Here is an 18,487-nt window from a genome sequence, read left to right as displayed (position 1 = left end):
TTATCTTCTGCCATATTTACGAATGAGATAATAAACGATGCCAATGGCCAACAGGATGACCAAAATACCGATCCAGCCGGAAAGCAAGGACGTTTTGACCGCGAGTCGGAAAGCGATCTGTGAGTTGGTATTGCTATTAGTTGCCGTAAAATTAGCAGCATAGTCCCCGGCAATGGTTTTGTCCGGCACTTTTACGGTCGCTTTAACATCAACGGTTTTCCCAGCCTCCAGTTGTTTGATACTCGCGGGTTCAAAAGTAGATTCCCAGCCGGTAGGCAATTGTGCGGTAACCTGCAGGTCGTTCAACGGCAGCGTACCAGTGTTTTTGACGGTCAGCTGCAACTCTTTTTGGCTGCCCGAGGTTACTTCGTCGCTTAATCTTCCGGTAGGTGTACTTAGTGTCAAACTGTAGGAGCCTTTAACTACGGCTTCCAGATTCAGCGATAGGGTATCGGAACCGGATACGGCCCTGATCGGAACCTTGTATTTTTTCGGGGAGGCGGTAGCCGTGGCATTGATCTCGATGGCGATATCCTGTGTTTTGCCTGCGTCCATGTTTATGGAAGTGACCTGGTTGCCGTCCACCTTGTAGGCAATCGTCCAGCCAAAGGGAATATCGGTTTTAAATTCGTAGATCTTGGCGCTGGCCGAGCCGTTATGGAGCGTCGTGCTGTAACGGAAGGTTTCGCTGGTTGCGGCCTCGATGTTCATCAGTTTGGCGGTAAAGCCTGATTTGCCAGCCGGCCAGGTGACTGGCTGCTGTTGCGCTTGTGATGCGAAGGCGGATGTTAGAAATAATAAAAGAAATGTCAAGCTGCGCGCTGCGCTGAAACGGGTGATAGTGATTTGGGGTAACATGATCTAACAACTAAAATGGTTAATGATAGCTTTCAAAAAATGCTTTTTCGATAATTGGTTTAATGTTTAAAAATTGACGGCTCAAAGAAAAAAAGTCGCCTCAAAACTTCAAACAGCTTTAACATTTTTTAACAATTAGATATTAGCCTAAACGATTAAGCCCTGACACCCATTGTCGCCGGGTTATAAAAGATCGGGTATACGAGCGGATTTGTTTGATAAATAGGTAAACTATTGCCAAACAGAGTGATGATGATTTTTGTAATAGAATTATGGGAAAGACAACGAATACCGTATTAGCCCGCGACGGAGCACTGCAGGCTCCCTGGCAGTATGGCGCAGCGACTATAATTTCGAAAGCTTTATTTGATACCACCGCCATTTATGATGCGCTGATCGTAGGTGGCGGCATTACCGGTATCACAACGGCACTGTTTCTTCAGAAAGCGGGAAAAAAAGTAGTGATCGCCGAAGCGCATAAACCGGGATTTGGAACTACCGGTGGGACCAGCGCCCACATCAATACCTTCGCGGATACTACTTATGCGGAAGTAGCGAGCGCTTTCGGCGAAGAAGGAGCGCAACTTTTCGCGGATGCGATCAACGAAGGTTTCACGACCATTAAATCCAACATTGATACTTACCAGATTGATTGCGATTACGAAATCAATCCTGGCTACCTGTATGCAGAAACCGGGGACGAGGCCAAACAACTCGACGAGATCTACAATGGTGCCTTAAAAGTAGGTGTGCCTGTAAACTATACGGAAGAAGTGCCGACACCGGTAGAATATTTAAAGGCCCTGGTTTTCGATAGGCAGGCACAGTTTCACCCGTTAAAATATTTGCGGGGTTTACAAAAAGCTTACCGGGAAGCAGGTGGTATAGTTTTGGAAAACACGTTGGTAACCGGTATCGAAACTGACAATGGCGTACATACCGCGCATTCGCCAACAGGTGTTATCAGGGCTAAAACGGTGATTTACGCTACGCATATGCCGCCCAATATCAACCTGTTCAATTTTGAGTGCGCCCCTTACCGCAGTTATGTACTGGGCCTGAAATTAAAAACGGATACTTATCCGGATGCCCTGGTTTACGATATGCAGGAACCTTATCATTATTTCCGGACACAGGTACTTAACGGGGAAAAACTCTTGATCGCCGGTGGTAATGATCATAAAACGGGTCATGCCGACCCGGAAAAAGCCTTTGCCGATCTGGAAAAATATATCCGGAAATATTATAACGTGTCGTCGGTTAAATACCGCTGGTCATCACAATATTATGTACCTGTGGACGGCCTTCCTTATATCGGACAGATGCCGCTGGCGGCGGACGGTATTTACTGCGCAACCGGCTATAACGGTAACGGGATGATGCTGGGCAGTATCGCCGGCAAAATACTCAGCGACCTGGTCAGGAGACGGCCCAATAGATATCAGGACTTGTTCAGTCCTTCACGGATCAAACCAGTGGATAGCTTCAGCGAATTTGTTAAAGAAAATGTGGATGTAGCTTACCACTTTATAGCAGACAGGTTTCATATCCACGAAACGGATTCATTAAAACGGCTTCAGCGAGGTACCGGCAAGGTGCTGGAAGTAGACGGTGAGAAGATAGCGGCATACCGGGATGAAAAAGGAGCCGTCCACGCGCTCAGTCCGGTTTGTACCCATGCCGCGTGTATCGTGAACTGGAACGGTGAAGAAAAAAGCTGGGACTGCCCCTGCCACGGTGCACGTTATGATATTGACGGAAATGTATTGACAGGACCGGCAACCAAAAACCTACCCAAGATCAGCAGCGATGAAAACTAAGGAAATATTAGCCGGCGGAATTACCGGTACAACTTTCATGACCCTGTTCAGCTACCTCATTTCGCTGGCCGATGGCGAAAACTTCAGCGAACCGGAGCGCCTCGGACAACTGGCTGGCCGTCTCATTCCGAAACTGGACAAGCAGCAGAGTCAGGCTTTAGGCTGGCTCGGTCATTATGGGGTAGGCCTGCTTTTTGCACTAGTCTATGTGGAGCTTTGGCGGCGCGGAAAATTAAAACCTGATCTGAAAACGAACCTTTGGCTGGGTGGCTTAAGTGGCTTGCTGGCGGTCGTGGTCTGGAAAGCCACATTTAAAATGCACCCGCTGCCGCCTTCGTTAAGTTTTAATAAATATTACCTGCAACTCGTTCCGGCTCACCTGGTCTTTGCAGTCTTCGCCGGGATCGGTTATCAAATCTTAAAAAGAGCAAATTATGTTACAGATCATCGATGAGGCGGAAAAAAGCAGGACGGATCTGGCCCAACGTTTCCCGGAAAATCCTTTGTTATTACCTAAAGACCTTGCGCCCAGCGCCGGTGGTTTACAAATCATTAGTCTGCTGAATCCGGGCGTATTCCGTTACGGGGGGAAAATATGGCTTCTGGTCAGGGTAGCGGAAGGTGCTGTGCAAAAGGAAGGCGTACTATTTTTCCCCGCCCTGAACGCGACTGGGAATACCGAGATCATCGAAGTACCATTAAACGATCCCGACCTGATCGCTATCGATGCCCGTGTAATCAGCTATAAAGGCCTGGATTACCTGACCACAATCTCACATTTACGCTTATTATCCAGTGATGATGGTGTGCATTTCACCGAGCCGGGAGACTATGCTCCCATATTTGGACAGGGCTACCTGGAACGATTCGGCATCGAAGATTGCCGGGTGAGCCAGATAGGTGACACTTATTATCTGACCTATACCGCAGTCTCTGATAGTGGTGTTGGCGTAGGTTTGCAAACCACCAGAGATTGGCAACACTTTGAAAATGCTGGCATGATCCTGCCGCCGCATAATAAAGACTGCGCCATCTTTGAAGAAACCATCAACGGTAAGTATTATTGCCTGCACCGGCCGAGCAGCAAAGAGATCGGCGGCAATTATATCTGGCTGGCCGAATCTTCCGACGGCAGACAATGGGGGAACCATCAATGCCTGATCAAGACCAGGCCCGGCCTTTGGGACAGTGCACGCGTCGGTGCCGGGGCGGCACCGATCCGTACCGGGCGGGGTTGGCTGGCGATTTATCACGGTGCAAATACGGAGCACCAGTATTGCCTGGGCGCTTTCCTGATGGATTTGGATAATCCTTCGAAGATCATTTCACGTACCGTTGAACCCATTATGGTGCCTACGGAACCATATGAATTAAGCGGCTTTTTTGGGCATGTAGTTTTTACCAACGGGCACCTGATTGATGGTGACCGCTTGACGATGTACTATGGCGCGGCAGATGAGTTCGTGTGCGGCGCGCATTTTTCCATCAGTGCAATACTGGAACAATTGGTTTCTTATTAGCATATCGAAAGTTTCTTCAGCAACGCTGCAAACCATCGAACTATCGCAGGAAAATAAAAAAGTCCGCCCTGGCAAAGGCGGCCGCTTCATAAGCTTATGCTTTATTTCATGCTGTCATGGATCTTTTGGATCGCGTCGAGGTGCATCTTTAAGGTTGGTAATGTCTTCACCGCAAATGCTTTCAAACCCGGGTCCTTCAGGTTTTTAGTGGCATCCTCAAATTCTTTGATGTCGTTTTTGTGATCTTCGATCATATTATCAACATAGGCTTTATCAAAGTCCGCGCCTGATTTTGAAGAGAGATTATCTTTCACCTTTTGTTCGTCACTATCTATCGTTGTTGGCAAGGTGATCCCTTTGGATTTTGCAAGGGCCTTCATTTCCTCGTTGGCTTTGCTATGGTCACTGACCATCATGCCACCGAAATCTTTAACTTTTTGGTTGGCAGCTTTTTGCTGGGCGAGCGTGCCGAGCTCGACTTCTGCCATACCGCCATTAGCTGCCGCCACGGCAAATTTCGCATCGTCCTTGTCGACTGCTGATGCGGATGAATCCTTTTTGGCCGTGTCAGCTTTTGCTGTATTCGCGCTGTCTGCGCTGGCTTTGCTGTCCTTGTTGCCGCTGCAGGCCTGTACCATACAGGCGACACCTGCGATCAGGCTGATGTACATGAGCTTTTTCATGGTGGGTGTTTTGTTAATTTGTATCTCTTTTATCGTCAAGCTATTTTATACCAAGTATTTCCAGCGTCCTTTCATCGCGTTCGCCATGATAGAACTTGTCCAGTACACGGCTAAAAACCGGGAAGGTCGCGGGCACAGCATCAAATAGGGTCATTGACGACTTAAGCTTGAGGTCGTCGGGGCTACCGAAAACAGCATGCGGGTCATTTGTTTCCAATTCCAGCAGCGCTTTACAGATAGTCGTCAGCCGCAGCCCGAGTTCCGGGTCCATCAGCAGGTCTCCCGCTTCCTTTATATCTTTTATGGCGTAAAAACGTGACATTTCGGTCATGCCCAAACCTGCGATCTGCGGGAAGATATACCACATCCAGTGGCCTTGCTTGCGGCCGTCTTTGATTTCCGCCAGCGCGGTATCATAATCACGGTCCTGCGCAGTTTTAAAACGTTGTAAGTGCTCTTTCATTTTTTTACTTAGTTGCTTTTCCCCCTGAACAGCGAGATGATCCATATGATAATGGCGATCACGATCACGACTGCTATAATGCCCACCACCGCGCCGGCTTTGAAAATACCTGCGATGGCGGTACAGCTTGTAAATAAGGCGGCCATCATGAGGATGGCCACCGGCACAATGATTTTTTTCATGGTTATGTTTTTATGTTCACCCTGCGCTGCTATTATCCTGTATGTCGTCCGAGGGATAAGTTTCTGTTGATCCGGTATCCAGCCTGACGACGATCTTATCGCCAATAGCGTCAACAACCTCGCCTTCACCTGAAGGAGTGATCACACGCTGTCCTTTCAAAAATAGGTGCTCATCCATTATACTTGTACCTTTTCAGCGCCATAGGCACTCCATTGAGCGACACCTTTTGGTTCTGCATTTTTTACTTCAGCACTTTTGATCTTGCTCATGTCTTTATTGAGTTTTTCGCTTTCTTTTACCTCCGCGCCGAAATCATCCGGCAATTTCGTTTGGCCTTCTGTTTCCTGTACCTGTGCAATTGGGTCTTCAACGTAATTAAATTCTTTGCCCATGCCTTTGATCTCACCCTCATTCCACGGCCCGCGAACGGTACCGTCGGATAGGTTGTAAACGTTTTGCAGGTAGCGGGGATCGGCAGCCAATACTCCCGGCGGAAAATTAGGCTGAATGCTGTTCAAAGCTGCCTCAAACATTTTATAGTGTGTAACCTCCCGGGTCATCAGGAAGGATAAGGTTTCGTGGATGTACGGATCCTCTGTAAATTTCATCAAATGCTCGTAAACGAGCTTGGCCCGTGATTCAGAAGCCAGGTTGCTGCGCAGGTCTACGGTCAGGTCGCCGTTGGAGTGGATGTAGGAAGCACACTAGGGAATGCCCTGGCTGTTACGCGGGGTGACGCCGCCTCCGGTGATGATGCCAAACTGCGGATTAGCAAATACCGCTGCGTGGATAATATCCTCTTTAGCGGCCTTGCCGTTTAATACCTGCATGATTTCGGAACTATCGGCAGCGTTTTTGAGTTCGCCGTTCACACCCTTCAGCAGCATCTGGATGGTAGCGCCCACGATCTCCAGGTGACTGAATTCTTCGGTGGCGATGTCCATCAGCATATCGTATTTATCCGGGTGTGGAACTTTCGCGCCGAAGGCCTGGGTGAAATATTGCATGGCAGCGGCCAGCTCACCGTTTTCGCCGCCGAATTGCTCCAATAACAGGTTCGCAAAACGCGGATCGGGACGAGATACCCTGGCATTGAATTGAAGGTCTTTTACATGGTGAAACATAATATTATTTGTTTTAGGTAAATGTATAATGATAAAACTACAGGAGTTGATATTATGTTTTTAATTAATTAAATAATTTATAAAGAAATATAAAAACAATATTTAACTGAAAATAGTTGTTGTACTACCTTTTAAGCGCTTTCCGCAAGCGTTTGCAACGTAATTATGCCAATTGTTGAAAGATTATTTTTTTTACCATGAATGCAACCTCAGCCTGGCTATTGGCTGTTAATTCAAAATTGAACAGTCCCGGCCTGACCGCTGTTTATGAACAGCAGGCAGTAGGTTATGCCTTTAAAGTTTATCTGATTGATGACTCCTGCTGGATGGTTGTAGCCTGGCCGAAAGGCAGCCGGATCGCTTTCCGGCTTGCTTATTCACCCAACGATCAGCTGGAACTCAGGAAAGTCATGGAGAAGGATCAAAACATTACTTTTCGGATCGCCTCCCTGATGGGGGAATACGAGGCTGTTGTCCGGTTACCGGTTGGAGAAATCCCCGTGCTGCGTTTTACGACAACACTGAGAGCGGCAGCACCGATCTTGTTCCCTTTCTGGCCGAGGGATATCGTGCCGCTCGGCGCAGTTAGCAGCGATAAGATAGCTGAAGGTGAGATCAAAGTCAGCCAGGTAGGCACACGTTCCGGACAGCTCTATTTTAGCCTGACCCGGCCGAAGGCGGGTTCTGTGCTTTACCTACAGAATCTGACCGCACTGGCGGACTATAACCAGCAGACCGAGACCTCGGCCGGTGATACGGTGGGTGGTGAATGGCCGGAAATTGGATTTGCCCTGCCACCTACTTTGAAAAATAAACCATTGGAAGCCGGGAAAACGTATGCCCTGAGTGACGCGCTTATCGTCTTTTCTGAAGAAGTACCTGCAGATGAGGGAGCCATGGTACGCCAGTATCTTGATTTATTAGCGGCAGTTTATCTGGAATTGCCAAAACCCGCCACTACTTATAAAAACTGGCCTGAAACTTTACAAAAAGGTTTAACTGACCTGACCGAAAGCCCGGGTTGCTGGTCACAGGTGAACGGAAATCATTACCTGAATGCTTATGTCTGTGATTATGCAACACCACCCGAGATCATGGTACAACTGGCAGTACTCCTGCCTTTGCTGGATTATGTAGAATGGAGCGATGGCCAGCTGGAAGTGATGAAAAAGATCAAGGAAGGCCTGCCCGCTTTTTATAATGAGGAATTTGGCACGATCATGCGCTGGCACCCTAAAGTGGCCGATAAGATGGAAGGCGAAGAAGAACACAAAAAGCCAATGGTTATGGATTCCTGGTATCTGCATCACCCGCTGCTGAACTTGTCACGCTTAGCGCTCAAAGGGGATAAAGTTGCCGAAAAGCTGTTCCTGGATTCGCTGGAATTCGCAATAAAGGTGGCCCGTCATTTCAATTACAGGTGGCCGGTGTTTTATAAAATGGATACGCTCGAGGTGATCAAAGCGGAAACACAACCTGGAAAAGGCGGTGAAAAGGATGTGCCGGGTTTGTATGCACATGTGATGCTGCAGGCCTGGGAACTGACAGGCAACAAACGTTATCTGGCCGAAGCTGAAAGAGGCGCTTTAAAACTGCAAGGTTTAGGTTTTGACTTATTCTACCAGGCGAATAATACCTCCTTCTCGGCAGGTGCCTTATTACGGCTGTATAAGATCACCCAAAAAGAAGTATATAAAGAGCTCAGTTATTTATGCCTGGCTAATGTGTTCAGGAACGTAAAACTCTGGGACTGCAATTATGGCTACGGTCGGAATTTTCCATCTTTTTTTGCCCTGTTCCCGTTGAACGATGCGCCCTATACGGCGGTTTACGAGGAGCAGGAAGTCTTCTGTGCCTTTCATGATTACCTGAGGCAGGCGGAGGGTGTCGAGATCCTGCCGTCGCTCCGATTACTGATGGCTGAATATATCCGGTATCTGGTAGACCGTGCCGTGTATTATTACCCGACAATGCTGCCCAAAGAAATGTTATCCGATGAGGTAAAGACCGGCGAGGTAGACGCAAGCCTATGGATCGCCCTGGAAGACATGCATGATGGCTGGGAACAGTCCGGCGAAGTTGGGCAGGAGGTTTACGGCGCGGGAAATGCTTTCGGTATCCTGCCGCGCCATTATATGCAGGTGGAAGATGAGCCCTTTATGATCTACACCGATTATCCCACTTATGGCTTTTCGCCAAAAAAGCACCTTCCGGCCAGATTCAGACTGGCGGGAGATGCGCGGCTTAATTGCCGCCTGATGCTGGTTAAAACGGATAAAGGTAAAATGCCGGAATTTACGGTGATGTTGAACGACGGTAAAGAGCCTGCTAAAGGCAAAAAAACAAAAGAAGGCCACCTGGAGTTTACCATCCCCGGTGACAGTGAAATTCATATCAAATGGAAAGCCTTATGAAAAAAAAGACGAATTTGTTCGAACGTTTCAGCAACTGGGCCACAGCGGCCACCGGAAGTTCCGCGGCATTTATCATCGCTACATCCACCGTGCTCATCTGGGCAGTTACGGGACCGTTATTTCATTACTCGGAAACCTGGCAACTGGTGATCAATACCGGCACGACGATCATTACCTTTCTGATGGTGTTTTTAATTCAGAAGTCGCAGAATAAGGACTCCAAAGCCATCCACCTGAAGTTAAATGAATTATTAGCTTCGCATGAGGGCACCAGTAACCGCATGGTGAATATCGAGGACCTGACCGAGGAAGAACTGGACCATCTTTATAAATTTTATATCCGGTTGTCCGATCTGGCAGAAAAGGAAAATGATCTGACCCGCACGCATTCAATAGATGCTGCTGCAGAAAACCAGAAAAGAAAATCACAGACACGGAAGCCGATTAAAAAGACCTGAGCCATGAATAAGCCAACTACAATCACCGCGATGATCGAATGTCCGAAGGGATCGAACCAGAAGTTCGACTATGATCCGGCGGAAAAACGTTTTAAACTGAATAAGATCCTGCCCGCCGGACTTGTCTTTCCCTTTGATTTCGGGATGATCCCGGGAACCAAAGGTGAGGACGGCGACCCGCTGGATATCATCGTGATCTCCGAATGTTCCGCTTTCCCCGGTTGCCTGGTAGATTGCCGGATCATCGGTGGGCTAAAAGCAGAGCAAACCGAACGGAACGGGCACAAGGTACGGAATGACCGTTTTATCGGCATCCCGGATGTTTCCCTGTTATACTCGGACATCCATACACTGGAGGAGCTGCCACAGGTTCTCATTGACCAGCTCGAAGCCTTTTTCAAAAATTATAACGAACAGGCGGGCAAGAAATTTAACGTGACTGCGAGGCTAAACGCCCCGCAGGCCGCCAAATTATTAAGTGAGTGAAGAAATAAAGCAGCTGCTCATACCGGTCATGCTGGCATCACTGTAAATTACCGCCTGGCTCGTTAACCGTAAGCCGGCTGCGGAATTAAAGAAGCCCGCAGCTGTCTGCGGTAAATGAATTAAATAAGAATCAAATCAATTGCTATGGAACTGCTGTTAAAAATTTTTGGTGAGGGCAAAGACCTCAATGCCCTGCAGATGAGCAGTCGAGGCGTAGTCATTTTTATAATTGCCTTCCTGCTCATCCGCGTCTCGGGACGCCGCTCGTTTGGCGTGCGGACGCCGCTCGACAACATTATTACCATTTCACTGGGAGCCATCATGAGCCGGGCGGTTGTGGGTGCATCAGCTTTTGTACCGGTAATCGTCTGCTGTTTTGTGATTGTTTTCCTGCACCGGGTCTTTGGCTGGCTGATCGTTCATCATAAGGCATTCGGCCGCTTTGTGGAAGGCGATAAAATCCTGCTATTTGATCAGGGAAAGTTCATTAAAAGCCATATGGAAAAAGGGTTAGTGTGTGAAGAAGATATCATGCAGGGTGTCCGGAAGTCAGCGCTAACCGAAGATATGGAGGGGGTTGAAAAAGTTTATATGGAAAGAAACGGCGAGATCAGCGCAATCCGGAAAAAATGAAAATTGTTCTGATTTTTCAGGGAGTTTGGAACGCTTCTTGTTTTTTTAACAACAGCGTTGTTCACTATAATTTTAACCAAAATAAAATCTACAATCATGCCTACAAAAAGCAACAAAAAGTCTGCAGCAGCAGCCAGCCGCACACCAGAAGCTGAAAGTGCGCTGAAAGAATTATTTATTGATGAGATCAAGGACATCTACTGGGCGGAAAAACATTTAGCCTCCGCTTTGCCGAAACTGATCAAGGGAGCGACCTCGGAAGACCTTAAACAAACCATTAGCAACCACCTGGAAGAAACCAAGAACCATGTGACCCGTCTGGAAAGCGCTTTCGCTTCGATCGGTGAAAAAGCAGTGGCTAAGAAATGCCTGGCCATGGAAGGCCTGCTAAACGAAGCTACTGAACTACTGTCCGATACAGACAAAGGCACAGAAGTAAGGGATGTAGCTATTATTTCTGCTGCTCAAAAGGTAGAACATTACGAGATCGCATCTTATGGTACCCTGCGCACCTTAGCCGGAACCCTGGGCTATAGTGAAGCACAGAACCTGTTTGACGAAACCTTAGCTGAAGAAAAAAATGCCGATACCCTGTTGACCCAAGTAGCCGAAAATTATGTGAATGAAGCCGCTGCCGCTGAAGTAGAATAAAAGAAGCAAATTGTGATCTTTCAGGGGATACCGGAAGGTATCCCTTTTTTGTTTAAGTTTTGCTTAGCGCCGCGATCAAAAGTTCAGCGGTCGCCTCGATGGTCTGATGAATGACCTCCTCACAGGAACCGGAAAACACTTGACGGAAGCTGGCTTCACGACCACAGATCAAAGCAAAAACGAACATTGTGCCGACCGGTTTCTCCGGTGTTTCGCTGCCGCCGGGAGTGGTCAGGCCGGTAACGGTTACCTGAATATCCGAATCGATTATTGTTTTTAAGCGGCAAGCCATCTCCCGGGTCACTTCCATCGATTCCGGCGTGTATTTATCAATGAGTTCCTGTGGTACACCTAGTAAACTGACTTTCAAACTCGCGTCATAACAGGCAATGCCCCCTTTAAGCACTTTACCAGATTCTTCGGTCAGCGCAAATTCGGAGCAGAGCCAGCCCGCTGTCGCGCTTTCTGCAAAAGCAATAGTCAGCCCTCGTTGAGCTATGAGTTTACTGCAAACGATGATTTTGCTTTCCGCCATTTATATTTAACGATCTGGCTCTGAAAATGGTTTGGATATACAGACATTTGGCGCAAGCATCAGGTCTTTTCCCAACAATCATAAATTCCGTATACAGACCGACTACTACTTATCACTTATCGTCCTTACCGAATAACTCCCTCAGCTTATCCTTTGCTTTTTCCTGCGTGTCTTTTTCGTCTGCGTTTAAGTTCTTCCCGGCCCGGTTCTCGTAAAAGGTCAGCATAGACATCGCGCTTTGATAAGGCGAAGATTTTCGCCGTTTGCTTGTCTCCGCCGAATGTTTTACTGATGCCGCGATCTTATCCGGATCTCCGGATTTAAAAATATCTTTCTCCAGATCCATCGCATCGCTGTGCTCTGTAACATCTGCAGACCATTTGTTTACTGTTTTTTTTGTTTTCGTAGTCATAGAAGTATAGTTTATCAGTAAATGATTTTAGTATCGTTGATAATAACCTTCTTGCTTGTCGCTTTCTGCTTCCGCTTTTTTATCCTCTTCCAGTAGATTGGTACCGATAGGGTTAGCGGCTAATAATTTGGCAAACCAGGCCAGGTTTGCGGTCATATAACGCAAGGTTTTATTGGTATATAAATACCGTTCGCCGCCAGCTTCCACATAATCTTTTTCTCCTCCGGCCATACCAACCCAATAGGCGTTAACATTTGGTGGAATTGTAAAGCCCACTTCCTGCAAAGCCCAGAGTACTTGCGCGGCGCAGCTATGGGCACCGTCTTCGTTGCCGGTAACCAGGCAGCCGCCTACCTTATTATAGGGCATATATTGTCCGTTTTCTTGATTGCTCAGTTCTTCGTCCCGGAAAATAGCATCTAACCGTTCAATCACTTTTTGAGCGGTCGAGGCCAGGTGTCCCATCCAGATGGGCGTGGCGATAATAAAAATTTGGCAGGATTTGATCTTTTCCAGGATAAGCGGCCATTGGTCACCCCCTCCTTCATCAGAAGAATTACCGGTAAGTACCTGGTAATCATTAAGACGGATAATCTCCGTTTCAAACCCCTGCTCACGAAGCTGGCTTGCCGCCTTGTCAGCCAATGCGCCTGTGTTGGAAAAATCTGGATGGCGTTTGAGCGTACAGTTTATAAGTAATGCTTTCATGAAGTTTGTTTTAATAATTAGTTAGAAAAATAACAGCCTGATGTGATTCAGCTATCACTGTTCTTCTTTTTTTCTTTTGCAAAATGAGCGCGCGCCTGCTTTAAACCAGTCGCTATTGCTTCCCCTTCATTGCCGGTTGTTCGCAACACTTCATTGGCGATCTCCGTTGCCTTTTCCCTGATTTTCTTAGGTTGGTTCTTATAAGATGGCGGGTAGTTTCCGTTATACCATGGCATAAGCTAATTTTTAAATGTTTCCTAAATACGCTTTCATTTCACCCTTGTTTTCCATTTGCGTTCAGCAGCGCCTGCCTGATGACAGGCGCTGTAAAAAGATCAGGAAAAAAATCCCTTGTCTTCTTTGGGTTCGGTGCTTGCCTGGTAATTGATATTATTTTCAGCGATCTGGGTCAGCAGGTTGTCTGCTTCCTTTTCTTCCTCCAGGGTCTGGACCAGGAGGTCGGCCGCATCATTATATCCTAAAGTTTTAGCCAGTGTGACCATGCCGCCGTATGTGGCGATCTCATAATGTTCCGCCTTTTGTCCGGCGAAGATCAAACCTACATCCCGTTGCGCGGTGCCTTCTTCGGTTTCATCTATAATATCTTCGCCTTCGTCAACAATACCGGCCATCGCCGCGCATTTGGTGGTGTCCACGTCTTCGCCAATCAGGCCAAAGACTTGTTCCAACCGGGTAACATGGTTTTGAGTTTGTGTGAGGTGATTGCCGAAGGCATCCTTCAGTTCGGCGGATGTAGCGGCTTCCTGCAATTTCGGCAAGGTTTTAACCAGTTTTTTTTCTGCCCAAAGCAAGTCTTCTAATTGATCGACAAAAAACTCCCTGAGTTTTGAATCGGTAGTCTGTGCGGTTTGTGTTTCCATGATATTTGTTTTTGATAAATGATTTAGTAATTTCTTTAAATTGGATCGATGCCTGGATCATGGCCAGGCGAGCCGCTATGTATTAAGGCTGTCCCGAGCCGCCGGATGAACCATAGATCTGTCCGGTTGCGTAACTGGCATCTGAGGCAGCCAATTGTACATAGATAGAGGCCAGTTCTGCGGGTTGTCCGGGTCTGCCCAATGGTGTTTGTCCGCCGAACTGCTTCAGCTTTTCCTGGCTGGCACCGCCACTAACCTGTAACGGTGTCCAGATCGGTCCGGGTGCGACACCATTTACACGGATGCCTTTCGGCCCTAATTGTTTTGCCAGCGACTTGACATAATTCATTGTCGCAGCCTTTGTTTGCGCGTAATCATACAGATCGGGTGAAGGATCGTAAGCCTGTTCAGAAGTGGTACCGATGATAACCGAGCCTGGCTGTAAATGCTGCAAAGCCGCTTTAATGATCCAGAAAGGAGCATAAATATTGGTTTTCATCGTCCAGTCAAACTGTTCTGTAGAAATGTCCAAAATAGACTGGTTGCTTTGCTGCCTCCCTGCATTATTTACTACAATATCCAAACCGCCCAAACCCTTAACCGCCTCGTCTACGAGTTTTTTGCAAAAAGTTTCATCACGCAGATCGCCAGGAATTGCGATGGCTTTTCGGCCTTCAGCTTTGATCAATGCGATCACCTCTTTGGCATCTTCTTCCTCTGTCGGGAAATAATTGATCGCCACATCAGCACCTTCACGGGCGTAGGCTATGGCGGTAGCTCGTCCCATCCCCGAATCGCCACCGGTGATCAACGCCTTGCGACCAGCTAACCGTCCCGAACCTTTATAGCTTTTTTCGCCGTGATCCGGTTTGGGGTTCATTTTACTGGCTAAGCCTGGCCAGGGCTGTGACTGGCCTTCAAAAGGCGGCTTGGGGTATTTGGTGATCGGATCTTCTAATGCTTTTGCTTCCATTATACTGTTTGTTTTACCGCCTGCTGCGAAGACAGGTGTTACTGTCGCGACAGCTAAAGTGGCACCTAACCCGGCGACCGCTTGCCGCCGGGTGATTTTATGTTCTTCGTTCATGGTAGTGTAGGATGTATTTTGTTATGATTTCTTTTTTGGAACCTTAGCGCCTTCCTTGCGGGCTTCCGACAATCCGATTGCCACAGCTTGTTTTCTGGACGTTACTTTTTTACCGCTTTTGCCACTTTTTAGTGTTCCTTCTTTTTCCTCATGTAAGGCTTTGTGGACCTTGTCCTGTGCCTTTTCTGAATACTTTGCCATTTTTTTGATTTAATTGTTATTCATAGTATAAACGATTCCGTTGATTATATAACCTTATCCGTTGACTACTTCACCACCGTTTACGTGGATGACCTGGCCCGTTATAAAAGAAGCATCATCCGAAGCCAGAAAAACATAGGCAGGTCCAAGCTCCGAAGGCTGTCCAGCCCGTTTCATGGCTGTTTCACTTCCAAAACTTTTGATCTTTTCCTCATCGAAGGTGGATACGATCAGGGGTGTCCATACCGGCCCGGGAGCAACAGCATTTACACGGATCTTTTTTTCAACAAGATTTGTTGCGAGTGAGCGCGTAAAGGTTGTAATAGCTCCTTTAGTCGAAGAGTAATCAATCAGCGAAGGAGAGGAACGGTAAGCGGTTACCGAGGTGGTATTGATAATACTATCACCTTCATGCATATGCACCACTGCTGCCTCAGCGAAGTAGAAATAAGCAAATATATTGGTGCGGAAAGTGGTGTCCAGCTGCTCGGGGTCAATCGCCTTGACATCTTTTTGTGGAAATTGCATTCCTGAATTATTGACGAGGATATTCAGCTTTCCATATTTCTTAACGGTCCTTTCGACCGCGTTTTTGCAAAAGGCAGCATCCTTCACATCTCCTTTGATAAGCAGGCAATTTCTGCCCGCGGCTTCCACCAAATTTTTGGTTGTTTCGGCGTCATTATCTTCATCGAGGTAAACGATGGCTATATCCGCACCTTCTTCGGCAAAATGGACGCTGACAGCCCGGCCGATGCCGCTGTCACCACCTGTGATCAGGGCTATCTTGCCCTGGAGTTTGCCGGCGGCCTTGTAACTATCCTTAATATATTCCGGTTTCGGATCCATCTCCGCTTCAATACCCGGCTGGCGATCCTGTTTTTGTGGCTTTTTTGTTTTCGTTTCCATATCGGTCAAATGTTTTTTCCTTCAAATTACTTTTTCAATTTTAGCCCGGAATGGCAGATCAACTATTTGCATAAACTCTCTTTATTGGCAATGCTGCCTGATTTATGAAAAATTACTGCTTGCATCATACAGATTCATTCTTTGATAAATGAGTAAAATTGGCGGCGGCAGAAAGCGGGCGGGAGCGGCAAAATAATCTGAATAAATCACCTCCAATATTATTCCAGTAGTGGATATATGAGTAAAAATATTTTACATTTTAGCTATCTATACTTAAAATTATTTCTTTTTAATTTAATAATTGTACTAAAATCAACTATATGTGTCATTAATTTAGAACAGAGGTGTTCAATGAGGTATAGAGGCTGACGAGCAGAACTTTGAGATTTCAATTTCAGCTTTAAAGAATATCAAGAAGGCTAATTGTTTAAAACCCAATGCGGTAACTGGTGTTATCACATTGGGGAAATTGAAATAACCTTAAATTTAAAAGCTATGTCAGGAGTTAATAAAGTTATCCTGGTCGGCCATTTACGAAAAGACCCGGAATTCAGGTATTTGCCGGATAACGCTGCAGTTTTAAGTTTTCCGCTTGCGACGTCCGAGTTTATCATCAAAAACGGTGTTAAAACGGAACATACAGAATGGCACAATATCGTGATGTGGCGTTCGCTAGCGGAAGCTGGTCATAGATCGCTCCGTAAAGGAAAGCTGATCTATGTAGAAGGTAAATGTCGTACCCGCTCTTTTGAAGATAAAGAAGGTATCAAACGTTACACTACGGAAATTATTCCTGAAACCTTTACCCTTTTGGGACGGAGCAGTGATTTTGAAATTAATGAATTACTGGAAAATGTGACTCATTCACAGAAGTAGAAGCATTCAGCTACTACACGCTTTGAGAGGGAAATGGACATAATGCCTGTTGGCGGCTGCTTCGAGATGCCGCAGATTTATTCAAATATTAGTCTTTGCCGCATTCTGCAATTTTTTAATCGGCCAGATCTTCCTAAATCTCTCCTGCCCAATCGTCGTCATTACTGCCCTGGTTAGTAATTACGGAAACGATCCATAATAAAATCCCGGTCAGTAATAGCTTTTTATGCTCGGGAAAGGCATCAGCCGAATGGCTCATTATCCGCAGCACGTCAAAGATCAACATGCAGATCATCATGGAGATGATCAGTGTTCTAAGTAAAAATAACTTATTCATCATTCCATTTCCTCCAGGTTCTTTAAGCGAAAAACCTCTCTTGCGATCAATTTACAATTGTAAGCCAATTCATCCAGCGTACAGCAGATGGTTTTGACCTTTACCGGTAGTTCATCGACGGTTTCCATCAGGTCAATATGTAAAAGGCAAGAATCTTTTAAATTTTGGTGACCTTTTAACTGCCCGAATAACTCATAGGCGGTACCGCGGTCGTCACCGAAGAAGTACTGTCCATAGTCGACAAAGCCGCGCGGCGTCTTCAGGCTTAATAAAATATAGAATTGTGTTTTCATAGCGGTTTATAAATGAAAGGGCCATTGCAAGAGGAGCACTTGCTTTTTTAACGCTGGCACATATCAGATGCTGTCCTGTTAAAAGCAGCCATCCGGCCGCGTATTTGGGCGTCAGCAAAGCGGTTAAATCGAATAACTTTAAATTTAAAGTCCCACTATAATTAAACTGACTTCTTAGTATATCCTGAAAAAGGCCGCCATGACGGCAGCCTTTCCGGATATATGATGGAGTCGATTATTTTATTTCGATCTGCCTGCGCAGGCTTTTTGCTTCCTCGCGCTTGGCAATATCGATGCGGAGTATGCCATCGGTATAACTTGCGCTGATCTGGCTGTCATCCGCACTTTCTGGCAGCGTAAAAGAACGCACGAACGAGCTGTAGCTATATTCGCGTTTGCTGTAATTTTTCTGGTTGTCTTCCTGACTGGCGGTTTGTTCAACTGCAATATTCAGTACGTTACGTTCCAGGTTCAGTTTGAAATCTTCTTTCTTCAGACCCGGTGCAGCCAGTTCCACATGATAGTTGTTTTCCGTCTCGCTGATGTTGACAGCAGGTACGCGGGTTACCATACGGTCATTAAAAAAGGTGTCATTAAAAATAGAATCGAAAACATCACTAAAACCTGGTAATAGTGAACTGTTTCTTTTTTCAGGATTAAATTTAACCAATGTCATAATTTTTCTTTTAATTGTTTTTAAAAGGATCAAACCATTTATTCATTAAACTTAAAGAACGGTTGTTCGGCAGTAATACTACAAGTGAAATGCCAAAGTCAGAAATGGAATTAAAACTGAAATTTTTGCAGTGGACATCTGAAAAATTTACAGCTTCGCTGCCAGATTTTCACCGGCCGGTCCTCTATCAAAGGCCTAAAACCTTTCTGTGTTTTTAAGGTTATTATTAGATAAAATCAAACATCAGAAGCCACTGAACAAATAATGCCGTTTTCTGGC

Annotated in this window: 25 protein-coding genes and 1 pseudogene; 9 read left to right on the top strand and 17 right to left on the bottom strand. The window is 46.4% G+C overall.

What is annotated here, in order from left to right:
• A complete protein-coding gene (locus MTO98_RS32950; RefSeq protein ID WP_243483857.1) occupies positions 1-711 on the bottom strand; it encodes an NEW3 domain-containing protein in 711 nt (236 codons plus the stop codon).
• 419 nt (positions 712-1,130) lie between these two features.
• Between MTO98_RS32950 and MTO98_RS32945 the strand changes: the two genes are divergently transcribed.
• Genes MTO98_RS32945 through MTO98_RS32935 form a run of 3 tightly spaced genes read left to right on the top strand, consistent with a single transcriptional unit; the run spans position 1,131 to position 4,198 of the window.
• A complete protein-coding gene (locus MTO98_RS32945; protein WP_243483855.1) occupies positions 1,131-2,678 on the top strand; it encodes an FAD-dependent oxidoreductase in 1,548 nt (515 codons plus the stop codon).
• A complete protein-coding gene (locus MTO98_RS32940; RefSeq protein ID WP_243483853.1) occupies positions 2,668-3,132 on the top strand; it encodes a hypothetical protein in 465 nt (154 codons plus the stop codon). Before MTO98_RS32945 ends, MTO98_RS32940 begins: the two co-directional genes overlap by 11 nt.
• Complete coding sequence (locus tag MTO98_RS32935) at positions 3,113-4,198, top strand: glycoside hydrolase family 130 protein (protein WP_243483851.1); 1,086 nt, start codon at positions 3,113-3,115, stop codon at positions 4,196-4,198. The genes MTO98_RS32940 and MTO98_RS32935 overlap by 20 nt, the downstream gene beginning before the upstream one ends.
• A 101-nt stretch (positions 4,199-4,299) precedes the next feature.
• Here the strand turns inward: MTO98_RS32935 and MTO98_RS32930 are convergent, their stop codons facing one another.
• The 5 genes and pseudogenes from MTO98_RS32930 to MTO98_RS32910 all read right to left on the bottom strand — a co-directional run bounded on the left by MTO98_RS32930 (position 4,300) and on the right by MTO98_RS32910 (position 6,651).
• Positions 4,300-4,881, bottom strand: coding sequence for a DUF4142 domain-containing protein (locus MTO98_RS32930; protein ID WP_243483850.1), 582 nt, complete (start codon positions 4,879-4,881; stop codon positions 4,300-4,302).
• Between the two features lie 40 nt (positions 4,882-4,921).
• Positions 4,922-5,344 carry a DUF1810 domain-containing protein gene (locus MTO98_RS32925; RefSeq protein ID WP_090463174.1) on the bottom strand — a complete coding sequence of 141 codons (423 nt, stop codon included), beginning with the start codon at positions 5,342-5,344 and terminating at the stop codon, positions 4,922-4,924.
• An 8-nt stretch (positions 5,345-5,352) separates the two neighbouring features.
• A complete protein-coding gene (locus tag MTO98_RS32920; protein WP_183566016.1) occupies positions 5,353-5,526 on the bottom strand; it encodes a hypothetical protein in 174 nt (57 codons plus the stop codon).
• Between the two features lie 16 nt (positions 5,527-5,542).
• Positions 5,543-5,704, bottom strand: coding sequence for a hypothetical protein (locus tag MTO98_RS32915; protein WP_243483848.1), 162 nt, complete (start codon positions 5,702-5,704; stop codon positions 5,543-5,545).
• Positions 5,704-6,651: pseudogene (locus MTO98_RS32910) on the bottom strand (manganese catalase family protein). The gene MTO98_RS32915 and the pseudogene MTO98_RS32910 overlap by 1 nt, the downstream one beginning before the upstream one ends.
• Positions 6,652-6,848: 197 nt before the next feature.
• Between MTO98_RS32910 and MTO98_RS32905 the strand changes: the two are divergent.
• From MTO98_RS32905 to MTO98_RS32885, 5 genes are all read left to right on the top strand, one after another.
• Positions 6,849-9,065: a hypothetical protein gene (locus MTO98_RS32905; RefSeq protein ID WP_243483846.1), complete on the top strand. Its 2,217-nt coding sequence runs from the start codon at positions 6,849-6,851 to the stop codon at positions 9,063-9,065.
• Complete coding sequence (locus MTO98_RS32900) at positions 9,062-9,523, top strand: low affinity iron permease family protein (RefSeq protein WP_243483844.1); 462 nt, start codon at positions 9,062-9,064, stop codon at positions 9,521-9,523. The genes MTO98_RS32905 and MTO98_RS32900 overlap by 4 nt, the downstream gene beginning before the upstream one ends.
• Before the next feature lie 3 nt (positions 9,524-9,526).
• Positions 9,527-10,009 (top strand): inorganic diphosphatase, encoded by a 483-nt coding sequence (locus tag MTO98_RS32895; protein ID WP_243483842.1) that lies wholly within the window; start codon positions 9,527-9,529, stop codon positions 10,007-10,009.
• 144 nt (positions 10,010-10,153) lie between these two features.
• Positions 10,154-10,642, top strand: a complete 489-nt coding sequence (locus MTO98_RS32890; protein ID WP_243483840.1) for a DUF421 domain-containing protein — start codon at positions 10,154-10,156, stop codon at positions 10,640-10,642.
• 96 nt (positions 10,643-10,738) lie between these two features.
• Positions 10,739-11,293, top strand: a complete 555-nt coding sequence (locus MTO98_RS32885; protein WP_243483838.1) for a ferritin-like domain-containing protein — start codon at positions 10,739-10,741, stop codon at positions 11,291-11,293.
• Positions 11,294-11,345: 52 nt separating this feature from the next.
• Here MTO98_RS32885 and MTO98_RS32880 read toward each other — a convergent pair whose 3' ends face one another.
• The 8 genes from MTO98_RS32880 to MTO98_RS32845 form a co-directional block, all read right to left on the bottom strand.
• Positions 11,346-11,828, bottom strand: a complete 483-nt coding sequence (locus tag MTO98_RS32880) for a CinA family protein (RefSeq protein ID WP_243483836.1) — start codon at positions 11,826-11,828, stop codon at positions 11,346-11,348.
• Between the two features lie 112 nt (positions 11,829-11,940).
• Positions 11,941-12,240 (bottom strand): DUF3175 domain-containing protein, encoded by a 300-nt coding sequence (locus MTO98_RS32875; RefSeq protein ID WP_243483834.1) that lies wholly within the window; start codon positions 12,238-12,240, stop codon positions 11,941-11,943.
• A 27-nt stretch (positions 12,241-12,267) separates the two neighbouring features.
• Positions 12,268-12,948 carry a flavodoxin family protein gene (locus MTO98_RS32870; protein ID WP_243483831.1) on the bottom strand — a complete coding sequence of 227 codons (681 nt, stop codon included), beginning with the start codon at positions 12,946-12,948 and terminating at the stop codon, positions 12,268-12,270.
• A gap of 47 nt (positions 12,949-12,995) precedes the next feature.
• A complete protein-coding gene (locus MTO98_RS32865) occupies positions 12,996-13,184 on the bottom strand; it encodes a hypothetical protein (protein WP_243483828.1) in 189 nt (62 codons plus the stop codon).
• A gap of 99 nt (positions 13,185-13,283) precedes the next feature.
• The gene (locus MTO98_RS32860) at positions 13,284-13,829 is read right to left on the bottom strand and encodes a ferritin-like domain-containing protein (protein WP_243483826.1); all 546 of its coding nucleotides are present in this window, start codon (positions 13,827-13,829) and stop codon (positions 13,284-13,286) included.
• A gap of 82 nt (positions 13,830-13,911) precedes the next feature.
• The gene (locus MTO98_RS32855; protein ID WP_305852738.1) at positions 13,912-14,916 is read right to left on the bottom strand and encodes an SDR family oxidoreductase; all 1,005 of its coding nucleotides are present in this window, start codon (positions 14,914-14,916) and stop codon (positions 13,912-13,914) included.
• A gap of 21 nt (positions 14,917-14,937) precedes the next feature.
• Positions 14,938-15,117 (bottom strand): DUF6496 domain-containing protein, encoded by a 180-nt coding sequence (locus MTO98_RS32850; protein ID WP_090463211.1) that lies wholly within the window; start codon positions 15,115-15,117, stop codon positions 14,938-14,940.
• Positions 15,118-15,171: 54 nt separating this feature from the next.
• Entirely contained in the window at positions 15,172-16,026 is an 855-nt protein-coding gene (locus MTO98_RS32845) for an SDR family oxidoreductase (protein ID WP_243483824.1), read from the bottom strand.
• Positions 16,027-16,521: 495 nt separating this feature from the next.
• Here MTO98_RS32845 and MTO98_RS32840 point away from each other — a divergent pair, with 495 nt between their 5' ends.
• Positions 16,522-16,902 carry a single-stranded DNA-binding protein gene (locus MTO98_RS32840; RefSeq protein ID WP_243483822.1) on the top strand — a complete coding sequence of 127 codons (381 nt, stop codon included), beginning with the start codon at positions 16,522-16,524 and terminating at the stop codon, positions 16,900-16,902.
• A gap of 133 nt (positions 16,903-17,035) precedes the next feature.
• On the opposite strand, the gene MTO98_RS32835 is transcribed toward MTO98_RS32840, so the two are convergent.
• The 3 genes from MTO98_RS32835 to MTO98_RS32825 all read right to left on the bottom strand — a co-directional run bounded on the left by MTO98_RS32835 (position 17,036) and on the right by MTO98_RS32825 (position 18,208).
• Positions 17,036-17,242: a hypothetical protein gene (locus tag MTO98_RS32835; protein WP_143013796.1), complete on the bottom strand. Its 207-nt coding sequence runs from the start codon at positions 17,240-17,242 to the stop codon at positions 17,036-17,038.
• Positions 17,239-17,532: a hypothetical protein gene (locus tag MTO98_RS32830; RefSeq protein WP_183566087.1), complete on the bottom strand. Its 294-nt coding sequence runs from the start codon at positions 17,530-17,532 to the stop codon at positions 17,239-17,241. Before MTO98_RS32830 ends, MTO98_RS32835 begins: the two co-directional genes overlap by 4 nt.
• A 235-nt stretch (positions 17,533-17,767) precedes the next feature.
• Positions 17,768-18,208, bottom strand: coding sequence for an Hsp20/alpha crystallin family protein (locus MTO98_RS32825; protein WP_243483820.1), 441 nt, complete (start codon positions 18,206-18,208; stop codon positions 17,768-17,770).
• Positions 18,209-18,487 lie beyond the last annotated feature (279 nt).

Origin of the sequence: Mucilaginibacter sp. SMC90, from assembly GCF_022811725.1 — a bacterium.
GTDB lineage: Bacteria > Bacteroidota > Bacteroidia > Sphingobacteriales > Sphingobacteriaceae > Mucilaginibacter.
Note: the sequence above shows the minus strand (reverse complement) of the source record. Positions and strands in the feature narration are given on the sequence as shown.